The organism is Martelella sp. NC20 (assembly GCF_013459645.1).
Classification (GTDB): Bacteria; Pseudomonadota; Alphaproteobacteria; order Rhizobiales; family Rhizobiaceae; genus Martelella.
This window is the reverse complement of the sequence record NZ_CP054861.1, coordinates 1703304-1720347: the sequence shown is the minus strand read 5'-3', so window position 1 is coordinate 1720347 and position 17044 is coordinate 1703304. Positions and strand designations below refer to the sequence as shown.

General features: G+C 63.8%; 16 protein-coding genes. 7 read left to right on the top strand and 9 right to left on the bottom strand.

What is annotated here, in order from left to right; translation table 11 throughout:
• The first annotated feature begins 92 nt into the window (after window positions 1-92).
• Genes HQ843_RS08325 through HQ843_RS08305 form a run of 5 tightly spaced genes read left to right on the top strand, consistent with a single transcriptional unit; the run spans window position 93 to window position 4131 of the window.
• Window positions 93-1172: an ABC transporter permease gene (locus HQ843_RS08325; RefSeq protein WP_180898968.1), complete on the top strand. Its 1080-nt coding sequence runs from the start codon at window positions 93-95 to the stop codon at window positions 1170-1172.
• On the top strand, window positions 1169-2071 hold the full coding sequence (locus tag HQ843_RS08320) for an ABC transporter permease (RefSeq protein ID WP_180898969.1): 903 nt from the start codon (window positions 1169-1171) through the stop codon (window positions 2069-2071). The genes HQ843_RS08325 and HQ843_RS08320 overlap by 4 nt, the downstream gene beginning before the upstream one ends.
• On the top strand, window positions 2068-2892 hold the full coding sequence (locus HQ843_RS08315) for an ABC transporter ATP-binding protein (protein ID WP_180898970.1): 825 nt from the start codon (window positions 2068-2070) through the stop codon (window positions 2890-2892). The genes HQ843_RS08320 and HQ843_RS08315 overlap by 4 nt, the downstream gene beginning before the upstream one ends.
• Window positions 2892-3638, top strand: a complete 747-nt coding sequence (locus HQ843_RS08310) for an ABC transporter ATP-binding protein (RefSeq protein ID WP_180898971.1) — start codon at window positions 2892-2894, stop codon at window positions 3636-3638. Before HQ843_RS08315 ends, HQ843_RS08310 begins: the two co-directional genes overlap by 1 nt.
• Before the next feature lies 1 nt (window position 3639).
• Complete coding sequence (locus HQ843_RS08305) at window positions 3640-4131, top strand: GAF domain-containing protein (protein WP_180898972.1); 492 nt, start codon at window positions 3640-3642, stop codon at window positions 4129-4131.
• Window positions 4132-4245: 114 nt separating this feature from the next.
• On the opposite strand, the gene HQ843_RS08300 is transcribed toward HQ843_RS08305, so the two are convergent.
• The 5 genes from HQ843_RS08300 to HQ843_RS08280 form a co-directional block, all read right to left on the bottom strand.
• Entirely contained in the window at window positions 4246-5775 is a 1530-nt protein-coding gene (locus HQ843_RS08300; protein ID WP_180898973.1) for an aldehyde dehydrogenase (NADP(+)), read from the bottom strand.
• Window positions 5776-5813: 38 nt separating this feature from the next.
• Complete coding sequence (locus HQ843_RS08295) at window positions 5814-6839, bottom strand: Ldh family oxidoreductase (protein WP_180898974.1); 1026 nt, start codon at window positions 6837-6839, stop codon at window positions 5814-5816.
• A 75-nt stretch (window positions 6840-6914) separates the two neighbouring features.
• Window positions 6915-8054 carry a M24 family metallopeptidase gene (locus HQ843_RS08290; protein ID WP_180898975.1) on the bottom strand — a complete coding sequence of 380 codons (1140 nt, stop codon included), beginning with the start codon at window positions 8052-8054 and terminating at the stop codon, window positions 6915-6917.
• Between the two features lie 171 nt (window positions 8055-8225).
• Complete coding sequence (locus tag HQ843_RS08285; RefSeq protein WP_180898976.1) at window positions 8226-9485, bottom strand: NAD(P)/FAD-dependent oxidoreductase; 1260 nt, start codon at window positions 9483-9485, stop codon at window positions 8226-8228.
• A 127-nt stretch (window positions 9486-9612) separates the two neighbouring features.
• The gene (locus HQ843_RS08280) at window positions 9613-10326 is read right to left on the bottom strand and encodes a GntR family transcriptional regulator (protein ID WP_180898977.1); all 714 of its coding nucleotides are present in this window, start codon (window positions 10324-10326) and stop codon (window positions 9613-9615) included.
• 312 nt (window positions 10327-10638) lie between these two features.
• Here HQ843_RS08280 and HQ843_RS08275 point away from each other — a divergent pair, with 312 nt between their 5' ends.
• Window positions 10639-10962, top strand: coding sequence for a hypothetical protein (locus HQ843_RS08275; protein WP_180898978.1), 324 nt, complete (start codon window positions 10639-10641; stop codon window positions 10960-10962).
• 141 nt (window positions 10963-11103) lie between these two features.
• Here HQ843_RS08275 and HQ843_RS08270 read toward each other — a convergent pair whose 3' ends face one another.
• From HQ843_RS08270 to HQ843_RS08255, 4 genes are read right to left on the bottom strand one after another with little or no spacing between them, the layout of a single operon-like run.
• On the bottom strand, window positions 11104-12402 hold the full coding sequence (locus HQ843_RS08270; RefSeq protein ID WP_180898979.1) for a hypothetical protein: 1299 nt from the start codon (window positions 12400-12402) through the stop codon (window positions 11104-11106).
• The gene (locus HQ843_RS08265; RefSeq protein WP_180898980.1) at window positions 12395-13153 is read right to left on the bottom strand and encodes an ABC transporter ATP-binding protein; all 759 of its coding nucleotides are present in this window, start codon (window positions 13151-13153) and stop codon (window positions 12395-12397) included. Before HQ843_RS08265 ends, HQ843_RS08270 begins: the two co-directional genes overlap by 8 nt.
• On the bottom strand, window positions 13146-14222 hold the full coding sequence (locus HQ843_RS08260) for a FecCD family ABC transporter permease (protein WP_246710315.1): 1077 nt from the start codon (window positions 14220-14222) through the stop codon (window positions 13146-13148). Before HQ843_RS08260 ends, HQ843_RS08265 begins: the two co-directional genes overlap by 8 nt.
• Window positions 14203-15270 carry an ABC transporter substrate-binding protein gene (locus HQ843_RS08255; protein WP_180898981.1) on the bottom strand — a complete coding sequence of 356 codons (1068 nt, stop codon included), beginning with the start codon at window positions 15268-15270 and terminating at the stop codon, window positions 14203-14205. The genes HQ843_RS08260 and HQ843_RS08255 overlap by 20 nt, the downstream gene beginning before the upstream one ends.
• 233 nt (window positions 15271-15503) lie before the next feature.
• On the opposite strand from HQ843_RS08255, the gene HQ843_RS08250 reads away from it, so the two are divergent.
• Window positions 15504-17042 carry a sulfatase family protein gene (locus tag HQ843_RS08250; protein WP_180898982.1) on the top strand — a complete coding sequence of 513 codons (1539 nt, stop codon included), beginning with the start codon at window positions 15504-15506 and terminating at the stop codon, window positions 17040-17042.
• Window positions 17043-17044 lie beyond the last annotated feature (2 nt).

Here is a 17044-nt window from a genome sequence, read left to right as displayed (position 1 = left end):
TTTGATCTAAGCAAAAATAATTGTATTATCCAAGCGAAAATATCCCGCCACGGCGCTTCGCCCCCCCCGAGAAGACGAGGGAAATATCCGACGTGAGTTTTGAGCCCGACGGCCCGACAGACGAGACGATGGCCGGCCCGTCGCGCGTGAGGCGAAGCGGGCGCATGCTTGGCGGCATCGTCTCGGTCATTTTCACCATGGCGCTCACCTTTCTGGGGCTTCTGGCGATCACCTTCTTCATCGGCCGGGTGATCCCGATCGATCCGGTGCTCTCCGTCGTCGGCGACCGGGCAACGACGGAGGTCTATGAGGCCGCGCGGGTGCAGATGGGGCTCGACCAGCCGCTGCCGGTGCAGTTCTTTCATTACGTCGTCAATGTGCTTTCCGGCGATCTCGGCCGCTCGGTCTCGACCGGGAGGCTGGTCTCCGACGATCTCGCCCGGTTCTTTCCGGCGACGCTCGAAATGGCGACGCTCGGCATCATCATCGGCGTCCTGCTCGGCGTACCGATGGGCGTCTATGCAGCAAGCTTCCGGGGAAGCTGGATCGACCAGACGATCCGCGTCGTCGGCATGCTCGGCTATTCGGTCCCGGCCTTCTGGCTCGGCCTTGTCGGGCTGGCGCTGTTCTACGCCCGTTTCGGCCTTGTCGGCGGACCGGGGCGGATCGATATCTTTTACGACGGGTTGGTGCCGCCGGTCACCGGGCTGCTGCTCGTCGACAGCCTGATCGCCGGCGATACCGCGATCTTCTTCAACGCGCTTTCGCATATCATCCTGCCGGCCTCGGTGCTGGGCTTTTTCAGCCTCGCCTATATCGCCCGCATGACCCGCTCCTTCATGCTCGACCAGCTCGGCCAGGATTTCGTCACCACCGCGCGGGTCAAGGGCGTTGCCGAATGGCTGGTGATCTGGCGTCACGCCTTCCGGCCCATTCTCGTGCCGCTGATCACCGTGATCGGCCTCTCATTCGCCGGCCTGCTGGAAGGCTCGGTGATGATCGAGACGGTGTTTTCCTGGCCCGGAATCGGCAATTACCTGACGACGGCACTGCTGAATGCCGACATGAACGCCGTGCTCGGCGCAACGCTGGTGGTCGGCGCGGTGTTCATCCTGATCAACAAACTGTCTGACGTGCTCTACCGCGTCATCGATCCGAGGGCGCGCCGATGATCACACGCAACTGGCTTCTGGCCGATTCCCCGACCTCGCTCCTGCAGGCGCGCCTTGGCGCATCCTACCGTGCCGGCAGCGCCCTGCTTGCCAATCCGCTTGCCGCGATCGGTCTTGCGATCGTGCTGCTGCTGATCGTGATGGCGGTCTTCGCGCCATGGCTCGCACCCTATTCGCCTTTCGGCCAGTCGCTCGGCGAACGGCTGCAGCCGCCGAGCCTCGAACACTGGATGGGCACGGACGAGCTTGGCCGCGACATTCTCTCCCGCGTCATCTACGGCGCGCGGATCACGCTGATGATCGTGGCTCTGGTCGCCGTCATCTCCGCGCCGATCGGCCTGCTTGCCGGCGCGGTCTCGGCCTATTTCGGCGGCTGGACCGACCGGATCATGATGGGCATCACCGACGTGTTCCTGTCGATGCCGAAGCTGATCCTCGCGCTCGCCTTCGTCGCGGCCCTCGGCCCCGGCATCGAGAACGCGATCATCGCGATCGCGATCACCGCATGGCCGGCCTATGCCCGCATCGCCCGCGCCGAGACGATGACCTTCCGCAACTCCGAATTCATCGACGCGGTGAGGATGCAGGGCGCGTCGCCGGCGCGGATCATCTTCCGCCACATCCTGCCGCTCTGCACTTCCTCGATGATCATCCGCGTCACGCTCGACATGGCCGGCATCATCCTGACGGCGGCGGGCCTCGGCTTCATCGGCCTCGGCGCGCAGCCGCCGCTGCCGGAATGGGGCGCGATGATCTCGCGCGGCCGCGCCTTCATCCTCGACCAGTGGTGGGTGGCGACCATGCCGGGCTTTGCGATCCTGATCGTCAGTCTCGGTTTCTGCTTCCTCGGCGACGGGCTGCGCGACGTGCTCGACCCGAAACAGGGGGCGGGACGATGACGGCGCTGCTCGACATCGAAAACCTCCGCGTTTCCTTCCCGACCCACGCGGGCCGGGTCGCGGTGGTGAAAGGCATTTCCTTCACCCTTGGCCGGGAGCGGCTCGGCATTGTCGGGGAATCCGGCTCCGGCAAATCGATGACCGGCCGTTCGATCCTCAAGCTGATCGCGCCACCCGGCGACGTCACCGCCGATCGTCTCGATTTCGACGGCATCGACATCCTGTCGCAATCGCAGCGGAACATGCGGAAAATCCGCGGCGCGCGCATCTCTATGGTGATGCAGGACCCGAAATTCTCGCTCAACCCGGTGCTGACAATCGGCGCCCAGATCGGCGAGTCGCTCGCCGCCCATTTCTCGCTGTCGCGGCGGGATATCCGGGCGCGCAGCATCGCCATGCTGGAATCGGTCAGGATCGATGATCCCGAGCGGGTAATGGGCCTCTATCCGCACGAGATTTCCGGCGGCATGGGCCAGCGGGTGATGATCGCGATGATGCTGATTCCCGAACCGGACCTCTTGATCGCCGACGAGCCGACCTCCGCGCTCGACGTTTCGGTGCAGGGTCAGGTGCTCGACATCATGGATCGGCTGGTCCGCGACAAGGGCATGGGGCTTATCTTCATCAGCCACGACCTCGATCTCGTCTCGCGCTACTGCGACCGCATCCTGGTGATGCGATCCGGCGAGATCGTCGAGGAATGCGTGGCGTCCGAGCTTTCAAAGGCGCGCCATCCCTATACGCGCGGACTGCTGGCGGCGATGCCGCGCATGGACGAGGACCGGGAGTTCCTGCCGGTGCTGGAACGGGGAGATACGTGATGACCGCGCTTTCCCTCAAGAATGTCGACATTTCCTATGGCGACACCAAGGTCGTGTTCGGCGCCGGGCTCACCGTGGCGGAGGGGGAGAGCTTCGCCCTTGTCGGCGAGAGCGGCTCGGGCAAGTCCACCATTCTGCGCGCGATCGCCGGCCTCGCGCCGGACTGGAGCGGCGACATCTCCGTACTAGGCAAGGCGCGTGGAAAGAACCTCGACCGGAATTTCGCCCGCATCTGCCAGATGGTGTTCCAGGACCCGTATGGCTCGCTGCACCCGCGCAAGACCATCGACGCCACGCTGTCCGAGCCGCTCGCCGTTCACGGCATCGGTAACCGTTCGGAGCGGGTGGAAGCGATGCTTACCGCCGTCGGGCTCGACCGGCGTTTCCGGTTTCGCTATCCGCACCAGCTTTCCGGCGGCCAGCGCCAGCGGGTGGCGATCGCTCGCGCCTTGATGCTGGAGCCGAAAGTGCTGCTGCTGGACGAGCCGACCTCGGCGCTCGATGTCTCGGTGCAGGCGGAAATCCTGAACCTCCTGAAGCGCCTGCGCGCCGAACAGAACCTCACCTTCCTGCTGGTGACCCACAACCTGCCGGTGGTTTCTTTCCTTTGCGACCGGCTGGCGGTGATGCGGCGCGGCCGGATCGTCGAGATTGCCGATGTCGACAGGCTCAAGACCGGCACCCTGACACATCCCTACGCCCGCGAGCTCTATGCGGCGAGCGGCGGCCATTCCCAAGGACAATGACATGGATACTTCCGAAACGGCGCTTGCCCGGTTTGCGACAGAGATCGCCATACCCACGGACGCCGATGCCGCCTATGGCGCGCTTCAGGCCCTGACCGAGGCGGTCGTCGGCGTGAAGCTCTTCACGGTGATGACGGTGGACATGGCGGCGGGGCTGGCGCGGCGCGCCTATACCAGCGATCCCAGATCCTATCCGGCAACCGGCACCAAGCCGATCCAGCGCAATGACTGGTTCGACATCGTCCATATCGAACGCCGCCCCTTCGTCGCCAACACGATCGAGGACATCGCGAAAGTATTTCCGGATTACGAACTGATCGATTCGCTCGGCTGCCAGTCTGTGGTCAATCTTCCGGTCATCCTCGGCGGCGAGCTGGCCGCGACCGTCAACATGCTGCACGAGACCGATCATTATACCCCGGAACGCGTCGCCGCCATCGTCCGCCACCTCACCATCCCCGCCCAGCTTTGCGTGAGCGTTGCGCGAGGTTAGGGGCAGTCTCTTTTCACATCATCTGTTCGGGCCGGCTTCTGCATCATGCCCACCGGGCGAGGCGCAGACGCAATCACGGCAGGACGTCCGATTTCCGGGCGGCGGTAGAGCGGATCAGCTCCCCTTGCGCAAGGCCTCGGGAAGCAGGTCCGCCGGCATGTCCTGATAGGCGACCGGGCGCAGGAACCGGTCGATGGCCATCGTGCCGACCGAGGTCGAGCGCGCATCCGATGTTGCCGGATAAGGCCCGCCATGAACCATGGCCGGAGATACCTCCACGCCGGTGCCAAACCCGTTGACGAGCAGGCGGCCGGCCAGCATTTCCAGCTTCGGCATCAGCTTTTTCGCCGCCTTGTGGTCGCCTTCGCCAATGTGCAGGGCGCAGGTGAGCTGACCTTCCAGAGCGTCGATCACGGTTTCGACTTCATCGAGGTCCGCGCATTTGACGATCAGACCGGCGCCGCCGAAGACTTCGTCATGCAGGCTTCTGTCGCCAAGGAAGGACGCGGCCGCCGTTTCAAAAAGAGCGGCCTGCCCGTGATGGGCATCACCCGCCTGCCCTTCCGCCAGTTGCGTCACATCGCCGTGGCCGATCAGCTTCGCCACGCCGTCGCGATAAGCCTTGCAGATGCCGGGGGTCAGCATGGTCTGGGCCGGCACGGCTTTCAGCGCCTCGACGGCGCTGGCCTTGAAGTCTTCGAGCCCCTCGCCTTCGACCGCGACAATCAGCCCCGGATTGGTGCAGAACTGGCCGGCGCCGAGCGTCAACGATGCCGCAAAACCCGCGCCGATCTCGCCGCCGCGCGCCTTCAGCGCTTCGGGGAAGAGCAGCACGGGGTTGATCGCGCTCATTTCGGCGTAAACCGGGATCGGCACGTCGCGCTTTGCGGCGATATCGACCAGCGCGAGGCCGCCTCTGCGCGAGCCGGTGAAGCCGACGGCGCGGATCAGCGGATGGGCGACGAGGGCGCTGCCGATCTCGTAACCGGTATCATGCAGCATCGAGAACGTGCCTTCCGGCATGCCGCAGTCGATCACCGCCTGCCGCACCGCGCGGGCGACCAGTTCCGACGTGCCGGGATGGGCCGGATGGGCCTTGACCACGACCGGGCAACCGGAGGCCAGCGCCGAGGCGGTATCGCCGCCGGCCACCGAAAACGCCAGCGGGAAATTCGATGCCCCGAAGACGGCAACCGGGCCAAGGCCGATCTTGCGCAGCCTGAGATCGGGTTTCGGCGGCGTGCGCGCTGCATCGGCCGGATCGAAACGCAGATCCTGAAATGCGCCCTCGCGCACAACGCCTGCGAACAGACGCAACTGGTTGACGGTGCGCATGCGTTCGCCCTCAAGGCGTCCGCGCGGCAGGCCGCTTTCGGCCATGGCGCGCTCGATGAGATCATCGCCGATGGCCAGGATATTTGCGGCCACCTTTTCCAGAAACGCCGCCCGGTCTTCCAGCGCCGTTTCGCGATAGACGGTGAAGGCCTGCCAGGCCAGCCGCGCCGCCTCATCGAGATCGGCAGCACTTGCGCCGCCGAACGCGCCGGCAAGAACCTTTCCGGTGGCCGCTTCCACGGCCGTCAGCGTTCCGTTTTCGCCCATGCGCGTCTGGTTGCCGATCAGCAATTCGCCGGTAATCTTCATTGGTGCATCCTCAGTCTGGTTCTCAAATCGATCGTGTTTCAAGTGCGCGCGGCGCGGGCGCGCAATTCATCGAGCACGTTTTTCCGCACTGGCATGACGCCGGCCTTGCGGTTGCGCGCCCGCGCCCGGTAACGCCTTGCCGACGGAAGGCGCGCCCCCTGCCCTTCCACGGCGTCAAACAGCGCTTCGCCGCGCTTCAGATTGTCAAGGGCCGCCTGCCCCGTAAACGATCCCGGATCGAGCGCGATGATCAGCTCGCCATGAAACGGCGCCACCTTGGCACCATCGTCGAAGGCGATGGATTCGGCGCTGGTGAGATCGCCGATCAGCGGTCCGGCGAGCAGTTCGATCATCGCCGAAAGCGCCGATCCCTTGTGGCCACCGAAGGTCAGCATGGCGCCTTCAACCGCTTTATCCGGATCGGTGGTGGGTTTGCCGTCGGCATCGATCGCGGTTCCTTCCGGCAGCGGCGTTTTCGCGCGGCGGTGCAGTTCGATATCGCCGCGCGCAATCGCCGAGGTGGCGAAATCGAACACGAAGGGATGTTTGCCGGGCCGGGGCCAGCCGAACGCAAACGGGTTGGTGCCGAACACCGGCCGGCTGCCGCCGGCGGGCGCGACCCAGGCATGGCTGACCGTGACGGCAATCGCGACCAGCCCCTCACCGGCAATCGTCTCGACTTCCGGCCAGAGCGCCGAAAAATGAAAGCAATTGTTGATCGCAAGTGCCGCAATCCCGCAATTCCTGGCTTTTTCAGTGAGTACGGGAAGCCCCGCCTCGAAGGCGACAAGCGAAATGCCCCGGCGGGCATCGACGCGGACGATGGCCGGCGCGCGATCCTCGACAACCGGCGTGGCGGCGGGATCGACCTTGCCGCGCTCGATCAGCTCGCAGCAGCTGATCAGCCGGTAAAGCCCGTGCGAATGACATTCGTCGATCTGCGCGCGCACGACGCACTCGGTGATGGCGCGGGCATGATCCCCGGAATAGCCGGCGGCCAGCAACAGGCCCTCGCCCAGCGCCCTCGCCTCATCGGCCGAAATGGTTTCGAAGTCTTCGCTCATGTCGTCTCCCTTCAGGCGTGGTTTCGCACAAGCGCGAGGTCGCACTCTGGCTCTTGGATGAGGATGGGCCGGGCGTCAGGCGAAGGGCTCGGTCGGGCTCCTGCCGGGCCTGGTAAACCATACCGGGCCGCTTTCGTCCATGTGGATGATGTCTTCCAGCCGGACGCCGAACCTGTCGGGAACGACGATCATCGGTTCGTTTGAAAAGCACATGCCCGGTGCAAGCGGCGTGGCGTTGCCGCGCACGATATACGGCGCTTCGTGGATATCCATGCCGAGCCCGTGCCCTGCCCTGTGCGGCAGGCCGGGCAGACGATAATCGGGGCCGAGGCCATGGGCGGCGATCACGCGGCGCGCGGCATCGTCGAGGGTTTCAGCCGGAACGCCCGGTTTCGCGGCGTCGAAAACGGCCTGCTGCGCTTCCCGCTCGATCGCCCAGATCCGGGAGAACTCGGCCGAGGGCTCGGCCTTCACATAGGTCCGGGTCATGTCCGACTGGTAGCCGCCGACAATGGTGCCGGTGTCGACCAGAATGATATCGCCCTCGGCATAGGTCTGATCGTAATCGACGCCGTGCGGCAGCGATGTCGCAGCGCCGAAGGAGCAGATCGCGAAGGTGCTGCCCGAACCGCACAGCGCGCGGTGGGTCTCGTCGATGAAACGCACGACCTCCGAGGCGCGGATGCCCGGCTCGATCATCGCATGGACGCGCCGGTGCACTTCAAGCGTGGCATTCATCGCATATTGCATCAGCGCGATTTCCGTCGGCGATTTTACCGCCCTGAGCGCCGAGATCATCGGTCCGCCGTCGATCAGCCGTTCCGGCGCAATCTGGCGGGCGAGCGCCGAATAGACGAAAAACGGCAGCGCGTCGTCCAGCGCCAGCGTCCGGCCCTGGCCCAGAAGCTTCGCTGCCAGCGCGGCGGAACTTTCATGCTCGTCCCAGCTGGCGATATCGCCGTCGAGCCGCTCAAGCGTTTCGATCTTCGAAACCTCGAAGGCCGGGGCGATATAGGTCAGGCCGTCGGCGGTGATCAGGGCGCCGACCAGACGCTCGCTTTGATGCCAGACAAGGCCGGTGAAATAGGCAAGGCTGGTGGTCGATCCCAGCAAGACGGCATCGGCACCCGCTGCCTGCATGGCCGCGCGCAGACGCGCGATCCGGCCCTTGCGTTCGTCTTCGCTGATCGGTGCGGGGCGGTTGTCGGACATCATGGCAGCGGTCTCTCCATTTTCACGCGATCGCGGATATTTCCTCGTCAACCCGGCCCTAACACATTTGTCGCCAGTTTGTCGACATTATCGTCAACACGCTTTTCGCAATCGCAGGAATTGCATCCGAGGGCATGAACGCGCCGTGAGCTACGAGGCTTCGACCGATGCCGTCTACCGGCCGGAAAACCGGTCGAAGCGCAGGTTTTCGAGATCGGCGGAGGGCTTCTGCTGCGCGGCCAGTTCCGCGATCAGCCGCCCCGTGGCCGCCGACTGGGTCAGGCCCAGATGGCCGTGGCCGAAGGCATAGAGCACGTTCGGCGCGGCCTTCGAGCGGTCGATCACCGGCAGGCAGTCGGGCATGGAGGGGCGAAAGCCCATCCACTGTTTGCCGCCGGCGGTTTCAAGCCCCGGCATCAACCGCCTGGCGAGTTTCAGCAGCATGTCGGCGCGTTTGAAGTTGGCGGGCAGATCGAGACCGCCGAATTCCACCGCGCCGCCGATCCGGATGCCGTCCTTCAGCGGTGTCGCGACAAAGGAATGATCGTTGAAATAAAGCTGGCGCTTCAGCGGGAAGGCTGTTGCCGGCAGAGTGGTGTTGTAGCCGCGCTCGGTATCGAGCGGGACCGCCTCGCCGAGACTTTTAGCAAGCCGCTTCGACCACGCGCCGCAGGCGACGACGACGGTGCGGGCCTCGATCGACCCGCCATCGGCGAGACGGATGCGGGCGCCCGCCTCGATCGGCTCGATGGCGGAGACTTCGGCTATCGTGATCGTGGCGCCGTCTTGCCGCAGGCTGTCGGCGAGCGCGCGGGTGAAATCGGCGGGATCGGAAACCTGCAGCCCGTCATCGCTGTAGATCGCATGTTCGAATAGCGGCGCGAGGCCGGGCTGAAGCGCTTCGATCTCGGCGCGGCCGACGCGATGGAAATCGAAGCCGGCCGCGCGCTTCTTCGCCCAGTCGGGCGCTGCGGCGCGGAAACTCTTTTCACTGTCGTAAAGATCGAGCGTGCCGGTATTGACGATAAAGGACGAAAGACGCGCATCCTTGCGGATCGTTTCGAATTCGTCGGCCGCCAGTTGCATCAGCTCTGCCTGGACCCTGAGGCCGCGTTCGAAATTTGCCCTGGAGCTCGCCCGCCAGAAATGCCAGAGCCAGGGCGCGAGCCTTGCCGCATAGGCCGGACGGATGGTCAGCGGCCCCAGCGGATCGAGCAGCCAACCCGGCGCTTTCCATGCGATCCCCGGCGACGGGATCGGCACGATCTCGGGGAAAGCGAGGATGCCGGCATTGCCCGCGCTGCTTCCGGCGGCGATGGCGCTGCGTTCCAGGATCGTGACTCTTCGGCCACCGGCAAGCAGATAGCGCGCGGCCATGCATCCGATAATGCCGCCGCCAATGACAACGGCGTCTGCGCCAGCTTCGTCTTTCATCGGGAACTCCCCGTGTTTTGAGACCGCATCTCGCCATGCCATGGCGAAGACGGCCCGCCTGCCCTTTCGCCCGCCGTCGGGATTTTCCGAAGCGGAAGCATCAAGATATTGTCCTTTTTGCCATTGTTCAGTCCAGTGACAGCGCGCGCGCCTGTTCGGTTTCCCGGGACAGGTATTCCTGTATCTGGCGCACGATCTGCCCGGCATGGGCGATCGCCAGCCGGTCGGCCCTTTCGGTTTCGCCGGCTTCGATCGCCGCGATGATATCCTCGTGTTCGTTGACATATTGACGCGGAAGCTGGTCTTCGAAGGTGGAATAATAGAGCCGCAGGATCCGGCGCCCCTCATCGAGCAGCCGCGAGAAGAAACCGGTGTAATAGGCGTTGCCCGCAAGTTCGGCGATGGCGACGTGAAACTCGCGATTGGCCTCGATCATGGCGAAGGCGTCCTGCGCCTCCACCGCGGCGACGAACTCGTCCTGCCGGTCGCGGATGTCTTTCATCATCGCCGGGTCATGCGGTCCGCGCGCGGCAGCGCCCCTGGTGCTGATCCGGTACATCAGCGTCAAGGCCTCGAAATAGTGCGGCATCGCGGCAAAATTGATGGCGGAAACGATGGTGTTGCGGTTGGGCAGCGTGGTCACCAGCGTGTCGCTTGCAAGCCTGAGCAGCGCCTCGCGCACCGGCGTGCGCGACATGCCGAAACGTTCCGACAGCCTGACCTCGTCCAGCGGACTGCCCGGTGTCAGTTCCATCGCCAGAATTTCCCGGCGCAGCGTCTCGTAGACCTTCTGGGTCCCCGATCCGCGCGTTTTCGTTCTTGCCGCCTCTGCCGCCGCCATTGCTGCCTCTTTTCCGGTCCTCGGGCTTCCACACAATCCTGCGGGTGGTGTATGCTATCCGTTCAGCCGGCCTGATCCGACCAAGTCGGCGATCTTCGGGTTTGAGCATACGTCGCCGCTTGCAAGTTGTCGACACTTTGTATTCAGAAAACCGGTTTCAAGGGCGGCAATCCCAAGACCACGGCGTCCATCCATCTGGCGTTTCAGGGTTATCGCGTCCTGTGTATCGATGCCGCGCGTTCGCTGGTGACGCGACAGGCTTCACCGCCATGATCGAGAAGGGAAGAAAGGCAGGAATGTCGGATACAACTGATGATCGGCGGCGAACCCATCATCCAGAATTCATCGGTATGTCGGCCGGTCAACCGCGTGGCGCGGCAGGCGCTTTATGACCTCGGCCTGGCGGCAAGGCCGCTGCAGGACAAAAGCGTCGAAGCCATAAACCGAAATCTCGGCCTCCACGCCGCAGTCGACCCGCACCTTCGCCGCGCCGCCGCACTGATGCCGGAAGTCAATATCCGTGACGACCGGATCAATCCCTATCCCGGCCGCGCAATCCTGATGATCGCGATCTTCGGGTATCTCGTCTGGGCAGGCTGGCTCTTCGTCAGGCCCGAGCGCGAGGGAGAAAGTTGAAGCGTTTGAGCTTGTAGCCAAAGCCCGGGAGATCGCCTCCATTGTCTGAACTTGAAAGGCTCTGGAAGCCGAGGCTTTGCCAGATGCCAAGAGCCGTGAGGCTGGCTTCATGCAACCGGAAGCTCCGGTCTCACGAATTCCTCACATCAGCAGGTCGCCGATCGAAAGTCTCCGGAGAGCCTTGGCTATGTTGGCGACAAGGGCTTCCTTGTTGGGCCCGTGATCCGGATAGCGGGTCATGTTGTCGCCATTATGCATGAAAACATAGCCGCCCCGCCCGTCGTCTGTTGGAAATTGCCAGAGCCAGTCCGCGGGTTTCGGGTCGAGGTCCGTGCCCACATCGCTCAGCCAGATCGCGCCGGGCGGCGCATCCGTCCAGCCGCGCGCATATTGGCCGTGGATGCCCTTCCATCCGTCGAAGCCCTCGCCAAGACCGCCGAAAATGCCGAAGCGATCGTCGCGCACCCGAACCTTGATATTGGTGAAGGGGCGGGACGGCACGGCCCGGAACGGGGCCATGAAGGGAAGCCAGGGCTGGCAGGGCTCGGCGCAGATGATCAGGTTGCCGCCTTGCGCAAGAAAGCCCAGGAGATCGTCCGCCTTGCGCTTCAGGAAGATCTCGTCGTGGCTGCTCGGCAGGTAGAGCGTGTCGGCCGCCGCCAGCAGGTCGGGGCCGAGCTCGTAGAGGGGCGCGAACCTCACTTCGAACCCTTCCGCCGCCAGGCTTTGGCCGAGCCGGTCCGGCTGCCATTCGCTCGGGACATGGCTGCACTGGAGATAGGTGAAGCGGTTCGGCCTTCGCCTCTCGATGCCGAGTTCCCGGTTCAGCCACGGGTAGAAGGACTGCAGAAACCGGGTGGTCGCCGGCATGAACCGTTGACCATTGTGGGAATGCGGATCGAGGGAGGCCAGCAACAGCCGGCCGCCGCCGGGAAGCGATGGAAAGTCGAGGAAGAGGCTGCCGCCGCCGTCCTCGATTTCCAGGATCGAACGCGCGCCCTCGGGCACGTTGTAGGATCCGCCCCAATGCCAGCTCATATGCGCGAGCGGCATCGCCTCGGTGATCGGATGGTGCGGTTCGCTCAGCCGGATCTCCAGCTTTTCGCCCTTCGTCCACCACAGCCAGTCGCGGCAATTGCCCGGTGTCCACCGCAGGCCGGGAGTGTCCAGCCAGTCCGCGTGCCCCTGAAGCAATACCACGAGGAAGCCGCCATTGTGCCGGTAGGCATTGAGCTGGCCGGCATGGGCCGCGGCCGCCGGCCCATCCATCGCATCGGGCATGACCACGGCCTTGTAGGCGGAGAGATCCACCTTCGGCAGGTCGTGGATATAGATGAGATCGTCGAGATGGTGGCGGAAATCCCGGAAGCTGCGAAGCTGCCAGCTGTTGCCCCAGTGAATGTAGGCAATTCCCTTCGTCCGGGCGTGGGGATCAGACATCGGCTTTCTCTCCCCGATGACGGAACAGCGGCGCATAAGTGTGTTTTGCCAGGCCGGCGAAATCCGCCCGCGCGATCGGCAGGTCGTAGAGTTCGCTCAGATTGCCGGCGTCGAGGGCCTGCGCGGTCGGGCCGCAGACATAGCGGCTCCCGCTGGTCATCAGCAACACGTCCGTGGCGATTTCGACTGCATGCTGCGGCATGTGGGTGGAAAAGACGATCGTCATGCCATGCTCGGCCTGCAGCCCGTGAAGGAGATCCAGAACCTTGTCCTGGTTCTTGTAGTCCAGCGCCGCGCAGGGCTCGTCCAGCACCAGCAGATCGCATTCCGAGGCGAGCGCCTGGGCGATCATCACCAATTGCCGCTGACCGCCGCTCAGGGCATTGAAGGCCTGCGCCTCCAAGGCCTCGATGCCGAGCATGGACAGGAATTGACGGACAATCTCGTAGTCCCTGCGCCCCGGCGCGCCGAACAGCCCGAGATGCCGCGCCCGTCCCATCAGGGCGATATCCAGAGCGGAATAGGCAAACGACACCTCGAAGAGCTGCGGGACGAACCCGACCTGTCCGCGGACCACGAGCCTTCCGGATTTTGGCTGGATGAGCCCCGTCAGGGTATTGATCAGCGTCGTCTTTCCAACCCCGTTTGCCCCGAGGATGGCGAGGGTGCGGCCTTTGTCGAGGCGGAGATTGTATCCCTCCAGGATCGTCCGGCCGCCTCTTTCCACGGTCAGGTCACGGGCTTCAATCACCGGCCCAGCCTCCCTTGGCGTGCAGGCGGCGCAGGATGACCGCAAACACCGGCACCCCGATGAGCGCGGTGATGATGCCGAGCGGAATTTCGGCGGTGGTCAGGGTGCGCGCCAGATTGTCGACCATCAGCAGATAGATTGCGCCGAGAACGCCGGCCACCGGCAGCATGCGCTGGTGATCCGCGCCGACGAGGGCGCGGGCGACGTGAGGAATGACAAGGCCGACCCAGCCGATGATGCCCGAGGTCGCGACAACCCCGGCCGATATCAGCGCGGAGGTCAGCAGGATGATCCACTGGATGAGAACGACGCGGACGCCAAGCGCGCGTGCCTTCTCTTCGCCGAGCGACATGATGTTGATCTGAAAGCGCAGCAGATAGATCGCGAAGGAGGACGGGACGACGGCGAGGAGGATCAGCAGCACGTCCGAATAGCTGCTGGAAGCGATGCTGCCCATCAGCCAGTACGTTATTGAAGGCAGTTTCTGGAACGGGTCGGCCAAAAGCTTGGCGATCGAAATCGCCGCCGAGAAGAACGCCGAGATGACCACCCCCGCCAGCACCAGCGTCAGCATGCTGGTGCGTCCGCGCACCGTTGAGAGAAGCTTGACCAGAAGCACGCTGCCGAGGCCGAACAGAAAGGCTGTCAGCATCAGCGCATAGCCCTGGAGGCCGAGGAGAATGGCGAGCGTGCCGCCGAAACCCGCCCCGGCCGTGACGCCGATAATGCCCGGATCGACAAGCGGATTGCGGAACAGCCCCTGCAGCGACGCCCCGGAAATGGACAACCCGAAGCCGATGAGAACGGCGGCAAGTATTCTCGGCAGGCGCACCTGCTCGACGACCACCTCCTTGACCGGGTCCCAGAAGGGCACGGCAAGCGGATGGATGTTTTCGATCAGGATCAGGGCGACCTCTTTGAGCGAAAGATCATAGCGGCCGATCGTCACGGAATAAAGGACTGCCATCACCAAAAGCACGACAAGGCCCGGCAGGACGGAGACTCTCGCCAGTTTCCGTCCTGCCGGGCCGATGCGCTCTGGCGCTGCCTCAGCCGAAGAGTTCGGCATAATCGAATGCAGGCGCGTTGCTGTCGCTTTCGAGAACGGCCTTGATCTGGTCGCCGGACAGGTCGGCGCCGTAGATCAGCTTGTAGACATCCGTGATCTGGGTCTTGAAGGCCGGCGCATATTCGGAGCCGTGGGCGATGGCCGCGAGCCAGACCGAGGTCAGGAAGATTTCCGGCGCGTCCGGGGTTCTGGCGAAGACCGGCTGCTTGTAGACGCGCCCGGCCTGGACTGCCGCCATGTTCGCGAGCAGCGGATCGTCGAAGAAATCCTGCGGGTCGAGTTCGGCGGCATAGGCCGGAATGATGATGATGTCCGGGTTCCAGACCAGGAGCTGTTCCATGTCGACGGTGCGCCACCACTCGCCGCTGCCGTCGGCCGCCGGGTTGGTCACGCCGCTGAGCGAAAGATCTTGCGAGCCGTTGGCGATGACGCGGTACTGGTCGCCGATCTGGTCGATATGCAGGACGGACGGCATATCCGCGCCAGCAAGGACCGACACCCTTTCACTGAGCGCCCCGAGAGAATCGGACTGGGACTTGAGGATGGCCTGTGCCCGGTCATTGCGGCCGGTCATGTAGCCGGTCAGCGTCACGTAATCGAGCCTGTCCTGTTCCGTGCAGCACTGCCAGCCGACAACGGTCAGGCCAACCCGTTCAAGCGGCCCGATCAGTTTCTCGTCGTGGGTCCACTGGATCACGGCGTCCGGCTTTTCGGCCAGGATCGCCTCGACGTTCGGCACGAAGCCTTCCTGCGCGGCGCTTGTGCTGATCTTCGACATTTCCGGGATCATCTCGGTGTAGATGCCCTCGGTGAAATAGCGGTCGAGGGAGTCCTTGTTCATCCCGACAATGTGGTCGGCCGTCTCGTCGACCGCCCGGTAGATGATCGGGGCGGAACGGACGATCGTGACGACCCGCTCCGGCGGCGTCTGGAACGTAATCGTCTTTCCGCGATGATCGGTGAAGGCGCTTTCCGCCTGGGCGGCGACCGGTACGAAAAGGCAAAGCGACACCGTAACCGCTGACCATGCTGCACGACGATTTGACATTCGAGACTCCTCTGGCAGGCCTTCGTCCGAAGGCGCAAAAACCCTGCGCTCGAGAAATCAAATATGAATGTTTTAGTCAAGTATTTATTCGACGGGCGCCGTCGGCAGGGAAAACCGAAGACTGAGCCGGCTCTGCCTGCGAGCGATAAAATTGTTGTATGGAGCGGTTATACCTTTCGAAAGCTCCTCGCGCTTCTTTTCGCTATGGTGCGGCGTCTGGACGGGAGGCGTTTATGACGAGGCCGAATATTTTGCTGATCACCACCGATCAGCAACACTACGATGCGCTCGGGGTGCGCGATGCGAAGCTCAAGACTCCCAATCTTGACCGGTTGTGCATGCAGGGGACGCGGTTTGACCGCGCCTATTGCCCGTCGCCGGTGTGCACGCCATCGCGGGCAAGCATCATCACCGGGCAGTACCCGTCGCATCATGGGGCCTGGACAATCGGGGTGAAGCTGCCGGAGGACGTCCCGACTGTCGGTGATCATCTGATTGCCGCAGGCTACAGTACCGCCCTGATCGGCAAGGCGCATTTTCAACCGTTGGCGAGCGCGCCGGGCTCTGAATCTCTCGAGTGCCAGCCGGTCCTTCGCGATCTGGATTTCTGGCGGGGGTTCAACAGAACATGGTACGGGTTCGAGCATCTGGAGCTTGCCCGCAATCACGCCGATGAAAGCCATGCGGGCCAGCACTACGCGATCTGGATGGAGGACAAGGGGCTTGTCGACTGGCGGGACTATTTCCAGCCGGTTCACGGCGAAAGCGCAAGGAACGCGCCCCGCCTCGGCGGAAAGGGCGGCTACACAAGGGCTGACCGATCCTGGTCTCTCCCCGCCGACATGCACTATACGACCTGGACCGCGGAGCGCAGCATGGCCTATCTCGATGAGCACGGCCGCAGCGCAAAGCCGTTCTTCCTGTGGGCCAGCTTTCATGATCCGCATCCGCCTTATACCGTCAGCGAGCCATGGGCATCGATGTACGATCCCGAGGATATGGATATCGACCGGGTGACGCCCGGCGAACATGATCGCAACCCGCCGCATTTCGCCATGACCCAGCAGGCAGAACCCGACTTCGCAGACTGGCACGATCCCTTTCAGGCGCACGGGTGCGAAAGCCATCTCTATCCGGAAGAGGAGCTGAAGAAGGACAAGGCCACCTATTTCGGAATGATGAGCTTTCTGGATTCCGAGATCGGACGCATCCTGGACAGGCTTGATGATATGGGCCTGACGGAGAATACGCTGGTGGTGTTCACGACCGATCATGGCCATTTCCTCGGCCAGCACGGCCTCATCGCCAAAGGGCCGTTCCATTATGAAGACATGCTGCGCCTGCCGATGATCGTCAGGCTGCCGGGGAAGGTGGCCGCCGGCGCGGTCACGCAGGACCTGCAGAGCCTCGTCGATCTGGCGCCGACCTTTCTGGAGGCCGCCGGCATTGCCGTGCCCGGAGAAATGCAGGGCGTGTCGCAATGGTCGAACTGGCGGGGCGGACCGGAAGCGCGGGATTTCATTTTATGCGAGAACCGGCACAACCCGGTGATGCCGCATGTCGAGACCTATGTCGACCGGCGCTACAAGATCACGGTTTACCGTCAAGGCCGTTTCGGCGAGTTGTTCGACCTTCGCGATGACCCCGGCGAGATCAGCAATCTCTGGGATGATCCCGCCTCGCAGGACCTCAAGGCCGGGATGCTTCACGCCATGATACAGGGCATCATGAAATCCGAACCCACCCGCATGCCGCGAATTGCCGGCGCCTGAGG